This is a genomic window from Arthrobacter sp. M4, assembly GCF_020251205.1.
GTDB lineage: Bacteria > Actinomycetota > Actinomycetes > Actinomycetales > Micrococcaceae > Arthrobacter.
Genome location: NZ_JAIWYX010000008.1, coordinates 243,605 through 259,700, shown reverse-complemented (window position 1 = coordinate 259,700; position 16,096 = coordinate 243,605). Strand labels below are relative to the sequence as shown.

The following is a 16,096-nucleotide window of genomic DNA, read 5'->3' as shown; positions in this document are numbered from 1 at the left end:
GGATGCGAGGCCGTTAAGGGCGCCAGCCGCGGCTGCGGAGGGCGTTGCGTACTTTGCGAACGACGGCGGGACGCTCACCTTCCAGATCGTCGCGGGAAACTCGTACCTCCATCCAGCCATGAGCGGATGCGGTGTCCTGGCGGGCGATGTCGCGAACATACTGGTGTGTATCTCCGTGGTGCGCGCCATCGTATTGCAGGGCGATGCGTAACTCGGGATAGGCCGCATCCGGCCACAGAACCGGTCGGTTGTCGAATCCGCGGACCACCACATTGAGGACTGGCTCAGGCAGGCCGGCGTCCACAAGAGCCAAACGCACCTGCGTCTCAGGTGGCGAATCCGCACCAACCCGGATCAATTCCAAGGCTCCCCTGGCAGTTCGGACTCCACGCATGCCGGGATGAGCGGTGACTATCCGCTTCAGTTCCTCCGTGGTGCACAGGGCCTCCCTGGGACGGGGGAACTCTGGGCCGTGGTGGCAGACGAAGGAGTCGCCCAAAGCAACCAATTCCGGAACAGTAAGTGCCGCTGCCATGTCCAGCCACGTCCGCGCAGGCGAGGTGAGGCGGACGCCGTCGTACTCCACTACTTCGTTAGGGAGGAAGGACAGCAGATGGCCCACCACGTTGACGCGACGTGGAAAACTGAAGCCAGGGCGTCGAGCCAGGTGGATGCGCCAGTCCCCTGCAATGCTGGCTGGTAGAGGTCCGTCCCAAATCCGGGCAGCCGAGCCATGCGTGAGAATCGAAGAATCGTCCAAGTCGGTGTATGCCCGTAAAGCCGCCGAACCAACCACTTGTGAATGGACGGGGACCCTGATCCCCCGTGACACGGTGATGAGGTCCTTGGCCTGCGTCCTGCCACGGGTGACACCGGCTTTGTCGGACGACCTGACTGAAAAGGATCCGGTTGTGAGGTTGGGAGGAAGCGGTGCCCTACGCATCCTCCATTCTTTAGGGCCTACCCCACCTCGTGATCAGTTATCCACAGGACCGGCCGTGAAGACCCCATCGACTTGGCATTTGATAGCAATGTTGGTCCGAAACATCGGTATTAAATGCCATCTCGCGCGGGGGGAGCGGTGGGAAGGGGGACTTGGCGGAAGTTGTGGCGGCGAATCCAGGCGTGCATGGCGATCGCGGCGGCGGAGGCGGCGTTCATTGAGCGGGTGGAGCCGTACTGTTCTATGGACAACGTAGCCACAGCGGCCTGGTGCACCTCCGGCGTCAGTCCGGGACCCTCCTGGCCAAATACCAAGACACAGTTTCGCGGCAAATCATAAGTTTCCAGCGGCACAGAATCAGGGAAGATGTCGATGCCGATAATCGCCAGCCCCTCCCCCTGAGCCCAAGCCACGAAGTCCTCCACGGTGGGGTGGTGCCTGACGTGCTGGTATCGGTCGGTGACCATGGCCCCACGACGGTTCCACCGACGTCGGCCGATGATGTGCACTTCTTTGGCCAGGAACGCGTTTGCGGTGCGCACCACCGTGCCGATGTTCAGGTCGTGCTGCCAGTTTTCGATGGCGATATGGAAGTCATGCCGGTGGGCGTCCAGGTCCGCGACGATCGCCTCGTGCTTCCAGTAACGGTACTTGTCCACCACATTGCGGCGATCGCCGTCCGCCAGAAGGTCCGGGTCCCAATGGTCGCCCTCCGGCCACTCCCCCGTCCAAGGCCCGACGCCGACCTCCGCCTGGGCGGGCTGCTCGCCAGCGGTGGTACCGCCGTCGGCCCCTGCCGGGGTGTGGGCTTCTGAAGGGGCGGCGTCGTCATTCACCCCTCAACCCTAGCCCGGTCGCGTAACCCAAAGGCGCCGTGTGTTTAGGGACACCGAAAGATGAAAGACTTGGGAGCAGAACCAGCCCAAACACCGGAGGTAGAGAATGGCGAAAACAATGGAAGCCCCCGAGTCCACCGCCGTGTACCGCAACGGCCACGAGATCGAATGCTGGCTGACCGACATGGACGGCGTGCTCGTCCACGAAAACCAAGCCATTCCGGGCGCCGCCGAGTTGATCCAGCGGTGGGTGGACACATCCAAGCGCTTCCTTGTCCTGACCAACAACTCCATCTTCACTCCGCGCGACCTCGCCGCCCGATTGCGCTCCTCTGGACTCGAGATCCCGGAAGAGAACATCTGGACCTCCGCTCTTGCCACGGCCCAGTTCCTCAAGGACCAGGTGGCGGCCGGCGGACCGGATGCGGGCAACCGCGCCTACACCATCGGCGAGGCAGGCCTGACCACCGCGTTGCACGAGGCGGGTTTCATCCTGACGGACCAGAACCCGGATTTCGTGGTTCTCGGCGAAACCCGCACGTATTCCTTTGAGGCAATTACGACGGCGGTTCGGCTGATCCTGGCGGGCGCCCGGTTTATCGCTACCAACCCGGACGCCACAGGCCCCTCCAAGGATGGACCCCTTCCCGCAACCGGCGCCATCGCCGCGATGATCTCCAAGGCAACTGGGCGCGAACCCTACATCGTGGGCAAACCCAACCCCATGATGTTCCGCTCTGCCATGAATCGGATCGACGCACACTCGGAAACCACCGCCATGATCGGTGACCGCATGGACACTGACATCATCGCGGGCATGGAGGCCGGGCTGCACACGGTTCTGGTGCTCAGTGGCATCACCCAGCGCGAGGAAATTACCTCGTTCCCGTTCCGTCCCAACCAGGTCCTCAACTCCGTGGCGGACCTGAAGAACCAGATCTAGGAGCCAAACCGTGGCCGTGCTCAACCTGCGGCCCCTCCTCGGCGGCCTGCTTTTAAGGGGCAGCCAGCCCTTCGACATGGATTCGTGGGCCACGTCCGAATTCCTGCGCACGAATAACATCCAGTCGGTGGTGGACCTGCGGGTTGAGTACGAGCGCGCACTGATCCCTTGGCACCTGCCCGGCTCGGGATCGGAACAGCCGGGTCAGCTGGAACTTCCAGTCGATCCGGCACTCCCGGGTGGCCTCGATCATGGGTTTGAGCTGATCGAGAACCCCTTGGATCCCCTCACCGCCACCTCAAGCCTTAGCCTGCACACGGCGGAGGAGCTGGGGGAGCTGTATTTGGGCTGGGCCAGGGCTCGCCCGGATTGGGTGGCTTCGTCCCTTCGACCCGTAGCCCATGGGCGTCGAACCCTTGTTCACTGCTCCCTCGGCAAGGACCGCACTGGTGTGATTGCCGCCGTCGGACTTCTAACAGCGGGTGCCGGCCGCGCCGCCATAGTGGCGGATTACACAGCCACGACGGCGGAGCTGCCGGAAATGCTCGAGCTTATGGCTGCCGCTTGGCGGCAGGCCCTGCCATCCTTGACGGCTGAAGCCTTCAGTCCGGACTTGATGCTCCTGCAGAGCCCCAACCGCGCCATCGAGTATTTCCTGGACAGTTTTTCCCGGGAATTCGGCGACGCTGCGGGTTACCTGCGCGACGGCGGGCTGAGCGGCGTTGAGGTGGACGCACTGCGGTCAGCCGGGACAGGTGCCTAACATCCATTAGGGCTCGGATGCCCCTGGCTCCCTATTCCGCGGAGCTACCAAGGATGCTCCAGCCCGGGGCTAACCCCTCTTTCCACGCTTCACACGACAGGGATTATTTTCAAAGTATGCTGGGCGGACAGCTTCCCCGGTCAGTAAACGAGGGCCCGCTGGCCGCCCACCGGCAGCGCGAAGAATTCGTCCTGCAACGAGGTCACGATCGGTTTATAGACGAACGGGTTCCATTGCGGGCTGGCATGCGGCGGCCGAGCGCCTTCGGTCCGCAAATCGGAAGAGACCATGTTGTCCTTGAAAGTCCGGGTCCAGCTTTCCCGCGCTGTTTCATAATTGACGGTGTCATCGCGGGGATTGCCGATATAGGCCATTCGTGCCTGACCCAGTTGGCCCACAAACCGTTCCGCAATGAAGTGGTAGATGTACGCCGATTCTGACTGCACCAACTCACTGGAGGGCGCGATCGGCGACAACTGCTCCAGCGTTTGGTCCCACACCTGTCGCCAGGTCCGTTCATTCTTGTGGACCACCCGTTCGCCGAACTCGTAACCGCCACGCAAGACAGTGGGGATTCGGAATCCGCTCTCATAAAGGAAAACCACGCCTTCGAACCAGCTTTGGTCCAAGACGTCCCCGCGGCTGAATGGAGAGGAATCCAGCACAATGAGCTCCACTTCCACGCCGTGGAGTTCCCTGAGGCGTGCGGTCACCTGGATGGCCACCATTCCACCGAAACTGTGGCCGTAGAAGAACAATCGCTTGAGCTTTTTCTCGCGGATGTGAAGTACGACGGCGGCCGTCACCTCATCGATGTCAAGGCCTAGGTTGGAATACCCGACGGCGGCCAGCTGGCCGCGCTGGTTGAGTGCGCCCCGAAGCGAATTCAGGATCCACTGGGCTTCCTCCCAGCTGGTTTTGTAACCAGGGAAAAGGATCCAGCTCGAGTCCGGATAGTAGGCATCCGCGAAGTCGTCCCCGACTGCCAGGATCTTGGTGCTTCTGCGTTCGGACTGCACGTGGCGGGTGAAAATCATGTCCGCAGCTAGCGCCGACGAGGCCCCCGCACCAATCAGGAATGTACGCCGGGAGAATGATTTGAGCTCCGAAGCGTAGCGCAATAGCCGGGAGTTGAACCCCGGCTGGGCTGGATCCAGCAGTTCCAGCTGGATGGGCTGCTGCGTGTCCGGGGCCTGCGCGCCCGTCGGCTGCGCGCCCATCGGCTGCGCGCCCGTCGGCTGCGCGCCCATCGGCTGCTTGTTCGGGGGCTGCGTGTCCGGGGGCTGCGCGTCCGGGGGCTGCGCGTCCGGGGGCTGCTGCGCCTGCGGGGGCTGCGCGCCCTTCGGCTGCTTGCCGCGCGGCCGTTTGCCGCGCAGCCGCTCACGCTGCGGCTGCTGACCTGTCGGCAGCTCACTTGGTGGCCTTTCATCAGGCTCGCGGGACGGCGCGTCCGGCTCCTGCAATGCGCCACCGACCCGCTGTCCTTCCGGGACGTCCAGTACGTCCGGAGCGGTTGGCTCATGCCCCCTGCCATCATGCTCCACTCAGCCAGCTTAGAACCAACGCCGGGCTGCGTGCAGGCCCCGGGGATTGGACCCGCAAACCATGCGTCCGCATGGCCGAAAGCACATCCAAGCCTGCAAGCACGGCTTTGGCAGCTCAAAGCACGAGCAAGGCGAATCGCGATCGAGACGATTATACTTTCGGAAAATTTTAGTAAAGCGAGATTGCTAACTCAGCGATTACCTTTCCCAGTTAGCCTACAGGCGCTGCTGGAACGCGCGACGACTTCCCGTATTGCAAGGAGGTAAGCCCTTTCCGAAAAGCGATTTCAAGGCGGAAATAGCTATTGATCTTGCGTAAACTTTACGATACTTTCTTTGCAATGTGATCCGCGTCGCAAGGCTGAGGCCCGACTAGATGCGAGGCCCGGACGCGACCGAGCGAAGGACGACGATGACCATCGATAAGCAGCACCGACGTGCCGCCGAGGAACGCCTTAAACACATGCACCAGCAACTGGGCGGATTCGCCTATGGCGGCGACTACAACCCTGAACAGTGGCCCCGCGAAACCTGGCTCGAGGACGCTCGGCTTATGCAGGAAGCGGGGGTCAACCTCGTAACTCTGGGAGTCTTCTCATGGAGCCGGATGGAGCCGTCGGAGGGACTCTACGACTTCGCGTGGCTGGATGACGTGATGGGCATCCTTCACGAAAACGGAATCGGCGTTGACCTGGCAATCCCGGACGCCGTACCCCCAGCGTGGCTGATCCAGCAGCACCCGGACATCCTGCCGGAACTCGCCGACGGCAGCACCTTCGGTTTCGGCTCCCGCCAGCATTGCGACGTTTCCCACCCTGTTTACCGTGCCAAGGCCCTGGCCCTGACGGAAAGGCTCGGCGAACACTATGCCGAACACCCCGCGCTCCGTATGTGGCACGTCGGCAATGAGTACGGGCCGGTCTCCTACGGTCCGTGGGCGGACAAAGCCTTCCGCGAGTGGGTCCGGGAAAAGTATGCCTCCCTCGACGAGCTCAACGCAGCGTGGAGCACGGATGTGTGGGGCCAGGTCTACTCCGACTGGGAACAAGTACACGTCCCTGCCCAACCGCGGACCTGGTCCAATCCGAGCCGCCGCCTGGACTTCCACCGCTTCACCTCGGACAGCATGCTCCGGCATTTCACGGCCGAACGGGACGTCCTGCGCCGCCACACCCCGGACTTGCCGATCGTCACCAACTTCATGCGATTCTTCAAAAACAACGACTACTGGGCTTGGGCTGCTGAGGAAGACGCCGTCGCGCTGGACATCTACCCCGACCCTCGCGAAGACGAAGCACATATCGCGGCTGCCCTGAACTTCGACCTCATGCGCTCCCTCCGCGGCAACCAGCCCTGGATGGTTATGGAGCAGGCCACGGGAGCCGTCAGCCAGTGGTCAGTCAACGTCTCCAAGCTCCCTGGCAAAATGCGCCTCGGCTCGTACCAGGCCATCGCGCAGGGCTCCGACGCGATCCTCTTCTTCCAGTGGCGGCAGGCCAAAGGCGGCACAGAGCGCTTCCACTCGGCAATGATCAGCCACGCCGGCACCAACACCAGGATCTTTCGCGAAGTCACCCAGCTGGGCCAGGAGCTCAAGAACCTCCCGCAACTGGTGGGCACCCGCTCGACGGCGAGCGTCGCCGTCGTTTTTGACTGGGACTGCTGGTGGGCGCTCGAGTTGGGCAACTCCCCTAGATCCGACCTCAACTACCCCGCAGAAGTCCTCCGCTACTACAAGCACTTCTTCCACGCCAACGTTCCGGTGGACTTTGTGGACACCAAGACCGACCTTTCCAGTTACGACCTGGTGGTCCTGCCAGCCTCGTTCCTCTTGGGCGACGAGGCCGCCCAGCGGTTCACGGACTACGTTGCCGGCGGGGGACGGCTAGTAGTTTCGTATCTCTCCGGAATCGTCGACGAAAACAACACAATTAGGCTAGGCGGCTACCCGGGTGCCCTTCGCACTGTCATCGGTGCATGGAGCGAGGAAATGCACCCACTGGCGGGGGACGCCGAGCAGGTGAAGCTGTCCTTCGCCGACGGCGGTACCGGCTCCGCGGGCTATTGGACGGAGCACCTGCACGCCGAGGAGGCCGAAGTGCTTGCCAGCTACGGCAGCGGCCGGCTTGCCGGCTTCCCAGCCGTCACCCGCAACCGATTTGGCGACGGCAGTGCCGTCTACATCTCAGCCCGGCTTGACGAGGGGTCACTGGATCGCATCCTGCGCGAGGAATGGCAGCAGGCCGACGTCGAACCCGTCATTGATGCCCCGCGCGGCATCCAAGCGCGGCGCCGCTCAGGGGGCGGCAGGGACTATCTGTTGGTGCTCAACCATAATGACGCCCCTACCGGAGTGGACCTGGCCGACGGCGGTACGGACCTCTTGTCTGCCCAGCATGTTGGTGGCCGTGTGGAGCTTCCTCCGTACGGCGTACTCGTTATTGAAGAAGACCCGAAATGAGGGCGAGGAAATGACCCTGCAGCTCGAAACGGCCGCGGACAAAACGACGACGGCGGAACCCGCCACCGCTGGGAGGCGCACCAAGGGGCGCAGGGCACCAAAAACTGGTTGGAAAGCAGCCATCAAGCGTGACTGGCGACTCTACACGCTAATCATTCTTCCCCTGCTCTATTTCCTGGTCTTTCGGTACTTGCCGATGATTGGAAACGTCATCGCTTTCCGCAGGTTCCGGCCGGGCGGGAATATCTTTGGCGAGACCTGGGTGGGTTTCCAGTATTTTCAGCTTTTCATCAACGATCCCAGCTTTTGGCAGGCATTCCAGAATACGATCATTCTGGGGCTGTTGACCCTGGTCTTTACGTTCCCGATGCCGATCATTTTTGCATTGCTGCTGAATGAGCTGAGGTCGCGGCGGCTCAAGAAATTCGTGCAAACTGCGGCGTATCTTCCGCACTTTATGTCCATCGTGATTATCGCGGGCATGATCCTCCAAATCTTCTCGCTCAACGGCACCATCAACCAGATTTCACAGGCCCTATTCGGCACTACCGTGAATTTCACGCAGGACGCGGGCTGGTTCCGTCCGATGTACATCAGTTCAGAGGTGTGGCAGACCATGGGATGGGGCGCGATTCTCTACCTGGCTGCCCTGACCCGTGTGGACGAGTCGCTCTATGAAGCAGCCAAACTGGACGGCGCCAACCGCTGGCAGCAGACCTGGCACGTGACGCTGCCAGCAATTCGACCGACCATTATCACTCTCCTGATCCTGAATATCGGCACGTTCATGGCAGTCGGTTTCGAGAAGATCCTGCTGATTTACAACCCGCTGAATTACGCCACTTCGGATGTCATTTCCACCTACCTGTACAGGGTTGGCTTGGAATCCAGCAATTTCAGCTACGCGGCCGCAATCGGCATTTTCGAGTCAGTGATTGGGCTGACGCTCATTCTGTCTGCCAACGCGCTGTCGCGCCGCCTCGCAGGAACGAGCCTGTGGTGAAAGGGACCATCGTGAAGGAAACAATGCTTCCTCGGAAAGAGCGAACAGACGCAACGCCAAAGCGCACGCTGAGGGACGACCCCGCTTTCAGGACCGCTCCCGCGCTCCGGGAATCCACTTTGATGAAAGCCTTCCGGGCCTTCAACATCCTGTTCTTGTGTGCAGTCGTCTTTATCACGCTGTACCCGTTCCTGAACATCATTGCCCAGTCCTTTTCCAGTGAGGGTTACATCAATTCCGGCCAGGTGAACCTATATCCTAAGGGCTTCAATGTTGAGACCTACAAGGTGATTTTGGCGGACGGAGCATTCTGGCGGAATTACGGAAACACCGTCCTGTACACGGTGGTGGCCACTGCGATTTCCATGGTCCTCACGACGTCCTTCGCCTATGCAATCGCAAAGAAGGACCTCAAGGGGCGCGGCCTATTTATCGGGCTGGCCGTGTTCACGATGTTCTTCAACGGCGGACTCATCCCGAACTACGTGCTCATTACGTCCTTGGGAATGCGGGACACCATATGGGCCATCGTGCTGCCTAATGCCATTAGCGTCTTCAACCTGCTCATCATGAAGTCGTTTTTCGAGAACATGCCGCGCGAATTGGAGGAAGCCGCCTCAATCGATGGACTCACGCAATACGGCATCCTCTTCCGCATTGTCCTGCCGTTGAGCAAGGCCATCGTTGCCACCATGGTGCTGTTCTACGCGGTGGCCAACTGGAACTCCTGGTTCTCTGCATTCCTCTACCTGGACAAGCCTGATCTATTCCCCGTGACCATCTATTTGCGGAACATGATCGCCGGCGTCACCACGGCCGGATCCGCTGGAGGCACAGCCGAAAACGTCGACCAAATTGCTGCCAACATCCAGTCGGTCACCATAGTCCTCACCGTTCTTCCTATCCTCTGCATCTACCCGTTCGTCCAGAAGTACTTCTTCTCGGGCGTAATGCTCGGCTCGGTCAAGGAATAGCCCCTCCATGGAGTCGATCCGGACTCCACCAAAAGCACCTCCACAATGCCTCTTTCGAAAGGAAAACCCATGATCCGTCGTCGAGATTTTCTCGGTTTAGCTTCGCTGGCCGCCTTCGGCATCGCCTTGGCCGGTTGTTCGCAGGAGAGCGCCGTTGATACAAGCAAGGCACGCACGGGCGCCATGAACAGCTTCGGCCTTGGTGACACGTTCAAGGCAACCGCACCCTTGAGCTTCACTTTCCTGTTCAGCGACCAACCCACCTACCCGTACAAGAAGGACTGGCTGTTCTGGAAGCAGCTCACCTCTGACACCAACGTGACGCTGAACCCCACGATCGTCCCCATGAGCGACTACGAACAGAAGCGAAGCCTCCTCATCAGCTCCGGCAACGCTCCGGAAATCATCGCCAAGACGTATCCGGGGCAGGAATCCGCATATGTTTCCTCCGGCGCCGTCCTCCCGGTCAGCGATTACGTTCACCTCATGCCGCATTTCCAGGACAAGGTGAAGAAGTGGAAGCTGGAGGCGGAGATCGAGGGCCTCAAGCAGCAGGACGGAAAGTATTACGTCCTGCCCGGATTGCACGAGGAACTTTGGCCGGACTACACACTGGCCGTGCGCACGGACATTTTCCAAAAGCACACCATCGCGCTTCCAAAAACCTGGGACGAATTCCGGGACGCCCTCAGCAAGCTCAAGCAGGCTTACCCGGACGTTACCCCGTTCTCGGACCGTTTCAACGGCAAGAGTGTCCTCAACATCGCAGGAACGGCATTCGGGACCGTGGCCGGTTGGGGACTCGTTAATGGTCTGCTCTTCGATGACTCCGCCAAGAAGTTCGTATTCGGTGCTTCCGGAGCTAAGTTCAAGGCCTTCCTGGAGTACTTCCGCTCCCTTGTGGACGAAGGCCTCATGGACAAGGAAAGCTTCACCCAATCCGACGACCAGGCCATCCAGAAATTCGCTTCCGGCAAGTCCTTTGTCATCAGCACCAACTCGCAGAACATCGTGACTTACAGGACGTCCATGAACCAGTCCCTCGGCGAGGGCAAATTCGCGATTTCCAAGATCACGGTGCCCGGCGGTCCGGAAGGAAACGTTATCGGTGGCTCGCGGCTGGAAAACGGCATCATGCTCAACGCTTCAGTGGCCAAGAATGACAACCTGGTGGCCCTCATCCAGTTCATCGACTGGCTCTACTACAGCGACGCCGGACTGGAGTTCAGCAAGTGGGGAGTGAAGGGCACCACGTACAACAAGGGCGCCGACGGCAAGCGGACCCTCGCCTCCGACATCAATTTCCTTGGACTCAATCCCAAGGGAACCAAGGACCTGCGCGTGGACTATGGCTTCTCCGGGGGCAACTTCGCCTACGGCGGCACCACCGAACTGCTCCAATCGACCATGAGCGAGGAGGAAATCCGGTTCCAGAAAGACATGCAGTCCAAGACCCCGGTCAAAACTCCCCCGCCCATCCCCTACAGCGATGCGGACCGCGAACAGGCAACCCTGGTGCTGACTCCGCTCAAGGACCACGTCAACCAGAACACGCTCAAGTTCATCACCGGCCAGCGCCCCATCAGCGAGTACGACGCGTACCTCAAAGAGCTCGAAGGCAAGGGCATGCAGAAGTATGTGGACTTGGCCAACAAGGCCTACGAGAGTTACGCCGGCAAGAAGTAAGCAAGTATGCGGTCCGGGCGTCGGAGTCATGTGACGCCCGGACCGGCCGCCTATCCACCGATGGGAAGGAAGCCTGGCCGTGACAACAGCCAAAACAGAGTTCGGAACCGGACCCTTATTCAGGGCGGCGAGCCTTATCTACGGGGTAATGGTCTGCCACCTGTTGCTGGTTCTGGTGAACCTTCCGCTCGTACTCTCGCCACTGCTTGTTTCTTTGATCAGCGCCGCGGCGGGTTCCCCTGCGAGTACGACGGCGGCAGTCGCCGTCGTGCTTTTATGCTGCCTTCCGCTGGGGCCGGCCGTGGTGGCGGCCGCCGCGACCTGCAACAAGATCATTTCCGCGACCGAGGGATCCGTGGCCAGATTGTTCCTGCGAGCCCTGAAGGGCAATGCCCGGGAGGCCCTGGCAGTGTGGGTGCCTGCTTTTGGTGTGTTTGCGCTCCTCGCTTTCAACCTGCTGAATCTCGGCGCGGCGTCAACACCAGTTGATCCTGCGCTTCGGGTTTGCCTGCTGCTTCTAGCTGTACTGGTCTGCACGGTGACGATCAATGCGCTGGTGATCGTGTCGCGTTTCCGTTTTCGGACCATCGATGTCTTCCGGCTGGCATTCTCCTGCCTGGGCGCGCAAAAGCGCGCTTCGCTGGGGAATGCGGCAATCATCGTGCTGGGTGCCTGGGCTCTGGCGCAGACCAGCGTGTTTGTCCTGCTGTTCACTGCAGGTGCCGTGGTCTATTTGGTCTGCCTCAACTCCCGACCGCTGCTCCGATTTGTTGAGGATAAGTTCACGACTGCGGCATGACGCCAAGGTTCACCTGGCTTACCTAGTAGGCCGCCACCAGATCGCAGTGCGCAAGCCGTAGTGCTGGGCGGCCGTTGCTACACCGGAGAACAGTCCTCCGCCACCAACGGCCACCACAACCGTATCCAGCGCGGGGATCTGCTGGAGTATTTCTTCCAGGAGGGTGCCGGCTCCGGCTGCGATGAGCGGGTGATCGTAAGCGTGGGAAGCAAGTGCGCCAGTTGAGGCAGCGAATTCCTGACATGCCGCCAGAGCCTCGGCGTACTCGGATCCGACAAGCCGAACATCGGCGCCATAGCCACGGAGCCGCGAGACCTTAACAGCTGGTGCTCCAATCGGCAGGAAAACAGTCGCCCTGACTCCTTGTTCCCGAGCAGCCCAGGCGCACGCCATTCCGGCGTTGCCGCCCGAAGCAATGGTGACGCCGGCATCGGGGAGGGTACCGGCGTCGCGATGCGCTTGGATGAAGTTCTGGGCGCCCCGCGCTTTAAACGTGCCGGTGTGCTGCATGAATTCCAGGGCAAAATACACATTGCATCGCCCACCAGGTTCCGCTGTGATAACAGACCCGGCGTCCGCCGGCGCCACAACAACTGGCCGGACCCGATCCGCGATGCGCTCCGAGGCGGCTTTTATCTCGGCGAAGGTAAGGGTCTGCATCTAATATCTCCTGCCCAGGGGGAACGAGTTGACCCTACTTCAGGCTCGAATCAGCAAGCCAATCACCGGTAGGCGGGGGGCATGTTCTGAGTTAAATCGCGAGGTGTCCATAATCACGCCGCCCGTACACCTCCAAGGGAGAATTTTCGCCAAGAATTGCCCACTGGACCGATAGAATTAGGCGTAACCCCAGCCTTCTCATTTGAGGAACTTTGTCGTGCCCGCCTCCGCGCCTGCTCAAGTTTCACCGGCCCTTTCCCAATGCATCCAACACAAGCATTCCGGCCAGCGCCCGCGAAGGTTCCTGGGCATGAGTTGGACACACGCAGGCAGGCCCCGCCCCGTAACCCGTACGCTCTTCTCCGAGAAGAAGGGCATAGAAGAAGTATTGGCCGTCTCGCCAGACCGGTTCTATGCCGTCAACACGACAGACGGGTCATCCTACTGGGCGCTCTCTTCCGCGTCCGGGGCGACAATTTACGCCGGTGCTCCGCACGGCACCGTCGTGGTGCCCAAGGTGCCAACGGTCATTGACCAAACGGCGGGAGCGTATCTTCAGTCGCTTCGAGAAAATAGCGAATTGAACGCAGAGGAAATGGATCGGCTGCTGCTCGATGTGCCAGGTGTTTCGCTAAGCCTGGTTATCAGCAATATCCGCAGGCACAACTACTTTGCGGAGGCTTGGGACGAGCGTTTGGGCCTCACCGGTCTGCGAATTGTCTCCCACGAAGGACTAGGGCTCTCAGTGGCGCGCCTAACTGCGCAGTTGCAGCTGCACCTGGGCACGAAGGTTCCTCTGTAACCCGAGGCGGTTTCCCTAGAGCGGCGTGACCTCCACGGGTGTCAACATTTCCCGCTCGAAGCCAACTCGCCGTACCGGGCCCTCGACCAGGACAGTATGCGTGAACACCTCATCCGTGCAGGAGCGGGACACGTGCAGCCGTACCTCTCCCGGCGTCACCACACGTTGTAGGGAGGCACCAGTAAACGAGAAGCGATCTGCATGGACTGCAAATGAAACGCGCGCCGACTCTCCCGCGGTGAGTTCCACGCGCGCATAGCCGATCAGCTCCTTAACCGGCCGGGTCACCTCGGCCACTGGATCTTCCAAGTAGAGTTGCACGACGTCGGCCCCGTCCAGTTGTCCGGTATTGGTCACAGTGACGGACACGACGGCGGTACCGTCGGTGGACATCGTGGAAGCGCTGCACTCGTGACCGGTATATTCGAAGCTCGTGTAGCTCAGCCCATGACCGAAGCCGAAAAGAGGAGAAGGATCCAAGGCACTGACCTCGGTCCTTCCGCCGAGCGCGCTGTGCAGGTACGTGCCGGGCTGGCCACCGGGCGTCCGCGGCATGGACACGGGAAGCCTGCCCGAGGGGTTCGTTTCCCCACACAGAACGTCCCACAATGCCTCCGCGCCGTCCTCCCCCGGGAAGAAGCCCTGGACTATGGCATCTGCGCGATCCACAAAGTCGCCCAAGGCATACGGGCGGCCGCTGAGGACAACGATCACTACCCTGGTGCCCGTCGCAGCGGCTGCATCCAGGACCGCTGACAGTAGTTCGTGTTGTCTACCGGGAAGTTTCAGGTCCGGGGCGTCATTGCCCTCACCGGAAGTGCCCCGGCCAAAGAGCCCGGCGTTGTCCCCGACCACCACAACGCAGGTATCCACGCAGGGGACCACCCCGGAGGCGAGGGATATTTCCTCATCGCTCGCAGCCTCGCAGGTTCCCGTGGCGGCAACGGTCACGCTGTCGAAGCGGGCTGCAGCAACGTCAGCCACCGTTGGGATCTCTACGCCGAGGGGAACCTCAGGATGCGACGCACCAACGTGGGCGTCGAAGGAGTAGCAGCCCAGCATGGCGAAGGGATCGTCCGCGAGTGGGCCCACGATGCCGAGGCGTCCGACGTTGGCACCTCCACGTGCGGCAGCCCCGCCGTCGGGCCTTGCAGCGCCAACCGGCCCGATGCCGACAGCCCCGGCGTCCGCGCCCCAAACACCGGTAAGCCCGGCGGCGCGCAGCGGCAGGATCGGTTCGTGGCCCGGTCGCCCGTTGGTGAGCAGCACCAACGACTGCGCACCGAGCTCGCGGGCGAGCAGCCTGTTTTCCCTCGGGTCGAGGTCGATCGGACCTTCTGAGAGGCACAGCGGCTCCGGGCGGTAGTCCGGATTCAGCAATCCGACGTCGTACTTTTGCGTGAGGACACGGCGTAGTGCGCGGTCCACAAGCTCCTCGGAAACTGTGCCCGACAGCACCGCCCGCCGGAGCGGCTCCCCGTAACAGTTCACCGTGGGCAGTTCGACGTCGACTCCGGCCTCGAGGGCCAGGGCGGCTGCTGCTTCGCCGTCGGCGGCTACGCGGTGGGTCAACTGGAGGAAAGCTACCCCAAAGTAGTCAGCAACTACCGTCCCCTCGAAGGCCCACTGTTGCCGGAGAAGTTCGGTGAGCAACTCGCGGTTCGCAGCGGCGGGGACGCCGTCGATCTCCGTATACGCGTGCATCACGGAACGCGCGCCACCGTGGCGCAGGGCAATTTCGAACGGCGGCAGCATAACGTCGGCGAGTTCGCGTGGCCCCATGGACACGGGGGCGTGGTTGCGGCCGGCGCGGGAGGCGGAATAGCCCACAAAATGCTTGAGCGTGGAGACGATGCCAGCCTGCTCGAGCCCCAGGACATAGGCCGTGGCGAGTGTACCAACAAGGTACGGATCCTCGCCGATGGTCTCCTCGACCCGTCCCCAGCGCAGATCCCGGACGACATCTAGCACCGGTGCCAGCCCCTGGTGGATCCCCAGACCGCGCATCGTGGCGCCGATCCGTTCCGCCATGTCGCGGACTAGCGCCGGGTTGAAGGTGGCACCCCACGCCAGTGGCACGGGAAACGCGGTGGCCTTCCACGCGGCGAGACCGGCGAGGCACTCCTCGTGGACCTGGGCGGGAATGCCGAACCGTGAAGCCGCCATAATCTGCGCCTGCGCCTTGGCGAGGGCCCGGGCGCCAGCTTCGGGTTCCAGCGGCGCAGTCCCGTACATGCGAGTGATCTGGCCCAGGCCGTCGGCGATCACCTCATCCCACGAGCGCTTGTCGCCAGCCAGCTGGCTTTGCAGAGGGGCAACGTCGGAGCCATCAGTGGACGCATTGACCCAGACGCCCACCAGCTGGGCGAGCTTTTCGTCTAGGGTCATCTCCTTGATGAGGCGCTCGACGACGGCCTCCCGCGATTCGCGCGGAAGAGTCTGTTGCTCGGCGACGTCACTGCTCACTGGCTGCTCCTGCTGAGTGGCTCGTTCTGGATGACTAGTGGAATTGAATAAGAAAGTATCAGAAACTATCAGTTAGTTTCTAGTCAACTTTCCATTGACTTTCGGGATTTGGTCTCCCTAGGGTTATCTCAACCGGCCACACCACAGACCCCGTCATTTGCTGCGGAAATGCCCTTTCACGCGTCAGAAGGCCCGATTTTGGCAAGCAACGAGAAT

The 16,096-nt window shown here is 61.4% G+C and carries 13 protein-coding genes; 8 read left to right on the top strand and 5 right to left on the bottom strand.

Annotation, left to right across the window (positions count from 1 at the left end):
• Positions 1-13: 13 nt before the first annotated feature.
• Positions 14-943 (bottom strand): endonuclease domain-containing protein, encoded by a 930-nt coding sequence (locus tag LD110_RS15895; RefSeq protein WP_225499799.1) that lies wholly within the window; start codon positions 941-943, stop codon positions 14-16.
• Between the two features lie 110 nt (positions 944-1,053).
• Positions 1,054-1,779 (bottom strand): TrmH family RNA methyltransferase, encoded by a 726-nt coding sequence (locus tag LD110_RS15890; RefSeq protein WP_225499798.1) that lies wholly within the window; start codon positions 1,777-1,779, stop codon positions 1,054-1,056.
• Positions 1,780-1,885: 106 nt separating this feature from the next.
• Here LD110_RS15890 and LD110_RS15885 point away from each other — a divergent pair, with 106 nt between their 5' ends.
• Both LD110_RS15885 and LD110_RS15880 read left to right on the top strand, forming a co-directional pair.
• Positions 1,886-2,722, top strand: coding sequence for an HAD-IIA family hydrolase (locus LD110_RS15885; protein WP_225499797.1), 837 nt, complete (start codon positions 1,886-1,888; stop codon positions 2,720-2,722).
• A 10-nt stretch (positions 2,723-2,732) separates the two neighbouring features.
• Positions 2,733-3,485, top strand: coding sequence for a tyrosine-protein phosphatase (locus tag LD110_RS15880; protein WP_225499796.1), 753 nt, complete (start codon positions 2,733-2,735; stop codon positions 3,483-3,485).
• Between the two features lie 140 nt (positions 3,486-3,625).
• On the opposite strand, the gene LD110_RS15875 is transcribed toward LD110_RS15880, so the two are convergent.
• On the bottom strand, positions 3,626-5,029 hold the full coding sequence (locus LD110_RS15875; protein ID WP_374200352.1) for a thioesterase domain-containing protein: 1,404 nt from the start codon (positions 5,027-5,029) through the stop codon (positions 3,626-3,628).
• Between the two features lie 412 nt (positions 5,030-5,441).
• Here LD110_RS15875 and LD110_RS15870 point away from each other — a divergent pair, with 412 nt between their 5' ends.
• From LD110_RS15870 to LD110_RS15850, 5 genes are all read left to right on the top strand, one after another.
• Complete coding sequence (locus LD110_RS15870) at positions 5,442-7,490, top strand: beta-galactosidase (protein ID WP_225499795.1); 2,049 nt, start codon at positions 5,442-5,444, stop codon at positions 7,488-7,490.
• 10 nt (positions 7,491-7,500) lie between these two features.
• A complete protein-coding gene (locus LD110_RS15865; RefSeq protein WP_225499794.1) occupies positions 7,501-8,493 on the top strand; it encodes a sugar ABC transporter permease in 993 nt (330 codons plus the stop codon).
• A gap of 122 nt (positions 8,494-8,615) precedes the next feature.
• On the top strand, positions 8,616-9,467 hold the full coding sequence (locus LD110_RS15860) for a carbohydrate ABC transporter permease (protein ID WP_225499860.1): 852 nt from the start codon (positions 8,616-8,618) through the stop codon (positions 9,465-9,467).
• A gap of 69 nt (positions 9,468-9,536) precedes the next feature.
• A complete protein-coding gene (locus tag LD110_RS15855; protein WP_225499793.1) occupies positions 9,537-11,153 on the top strand; it encodes an extracellular solute-binding protein in 1,617 nt (538 codons plus the stop codon).
• Positions 11,154-11,232: 79 nt separating this feature from the next.
• Positions 11,233-11,952: a DUF624 domain-containing protein gene (locus LD110_RS15850; RefSeq protein WP_225499792.1), complete on the top strand. Its 720-nt coding sequence runs from the start codon at positions 11,233-11,235 to the stop codon at positions 11,950-11,952.
• A gap of 18 nt (positions 11,953-11,970) precedes the next feature.
• Here LD110_RS15850 and LD110_RS15845 read toward each other — a convergent pair whose 3' ends face one another.
• Positions 11,971-12,612, bottom strand: coding sequence for a pyridoxal-phosphate dependent enzyme (locus LD110_RS15845; RefSeq protein WP_225499791.1), 642 nt, complete (start codon positions 12,610-12,612; stop codon positions 11,971-11,973).
• 310 nt (positions 12,613-12,922) lie between these two features.
• On the opposite strand from LD110_RS15845, the gene LD110_RS15840 reads away from it, so the two are divergent.
• Complete coding sequence (locus LD110_RS15840; RefSeq protein ID WP_225499790.1) at positions 12,923-13,414, top strand: hypothetical protein; 492 nt, start codon at positions 12,923-12,925, stop codon at positions 13,412-13,414.
• Between the two features lie 15 nt (positions 13,415-13,429).
• Here LD110_RS15840 and LD110_RS15835 read toward each other — a convergent pair whose 3' ends face one another.
• Entirely contained in the window at positions 13,430-15,880 is a 2,451-nt protein-coding gene (locus LD110_RS15835) for a glycoside hydrolase family 3 N-terminal domain-containing protein (RefSeq protein ID WP_225499789.1), read from the bottom strand.
• Positions 15,881-16,096: the final 216 nt, after the last annotated feature.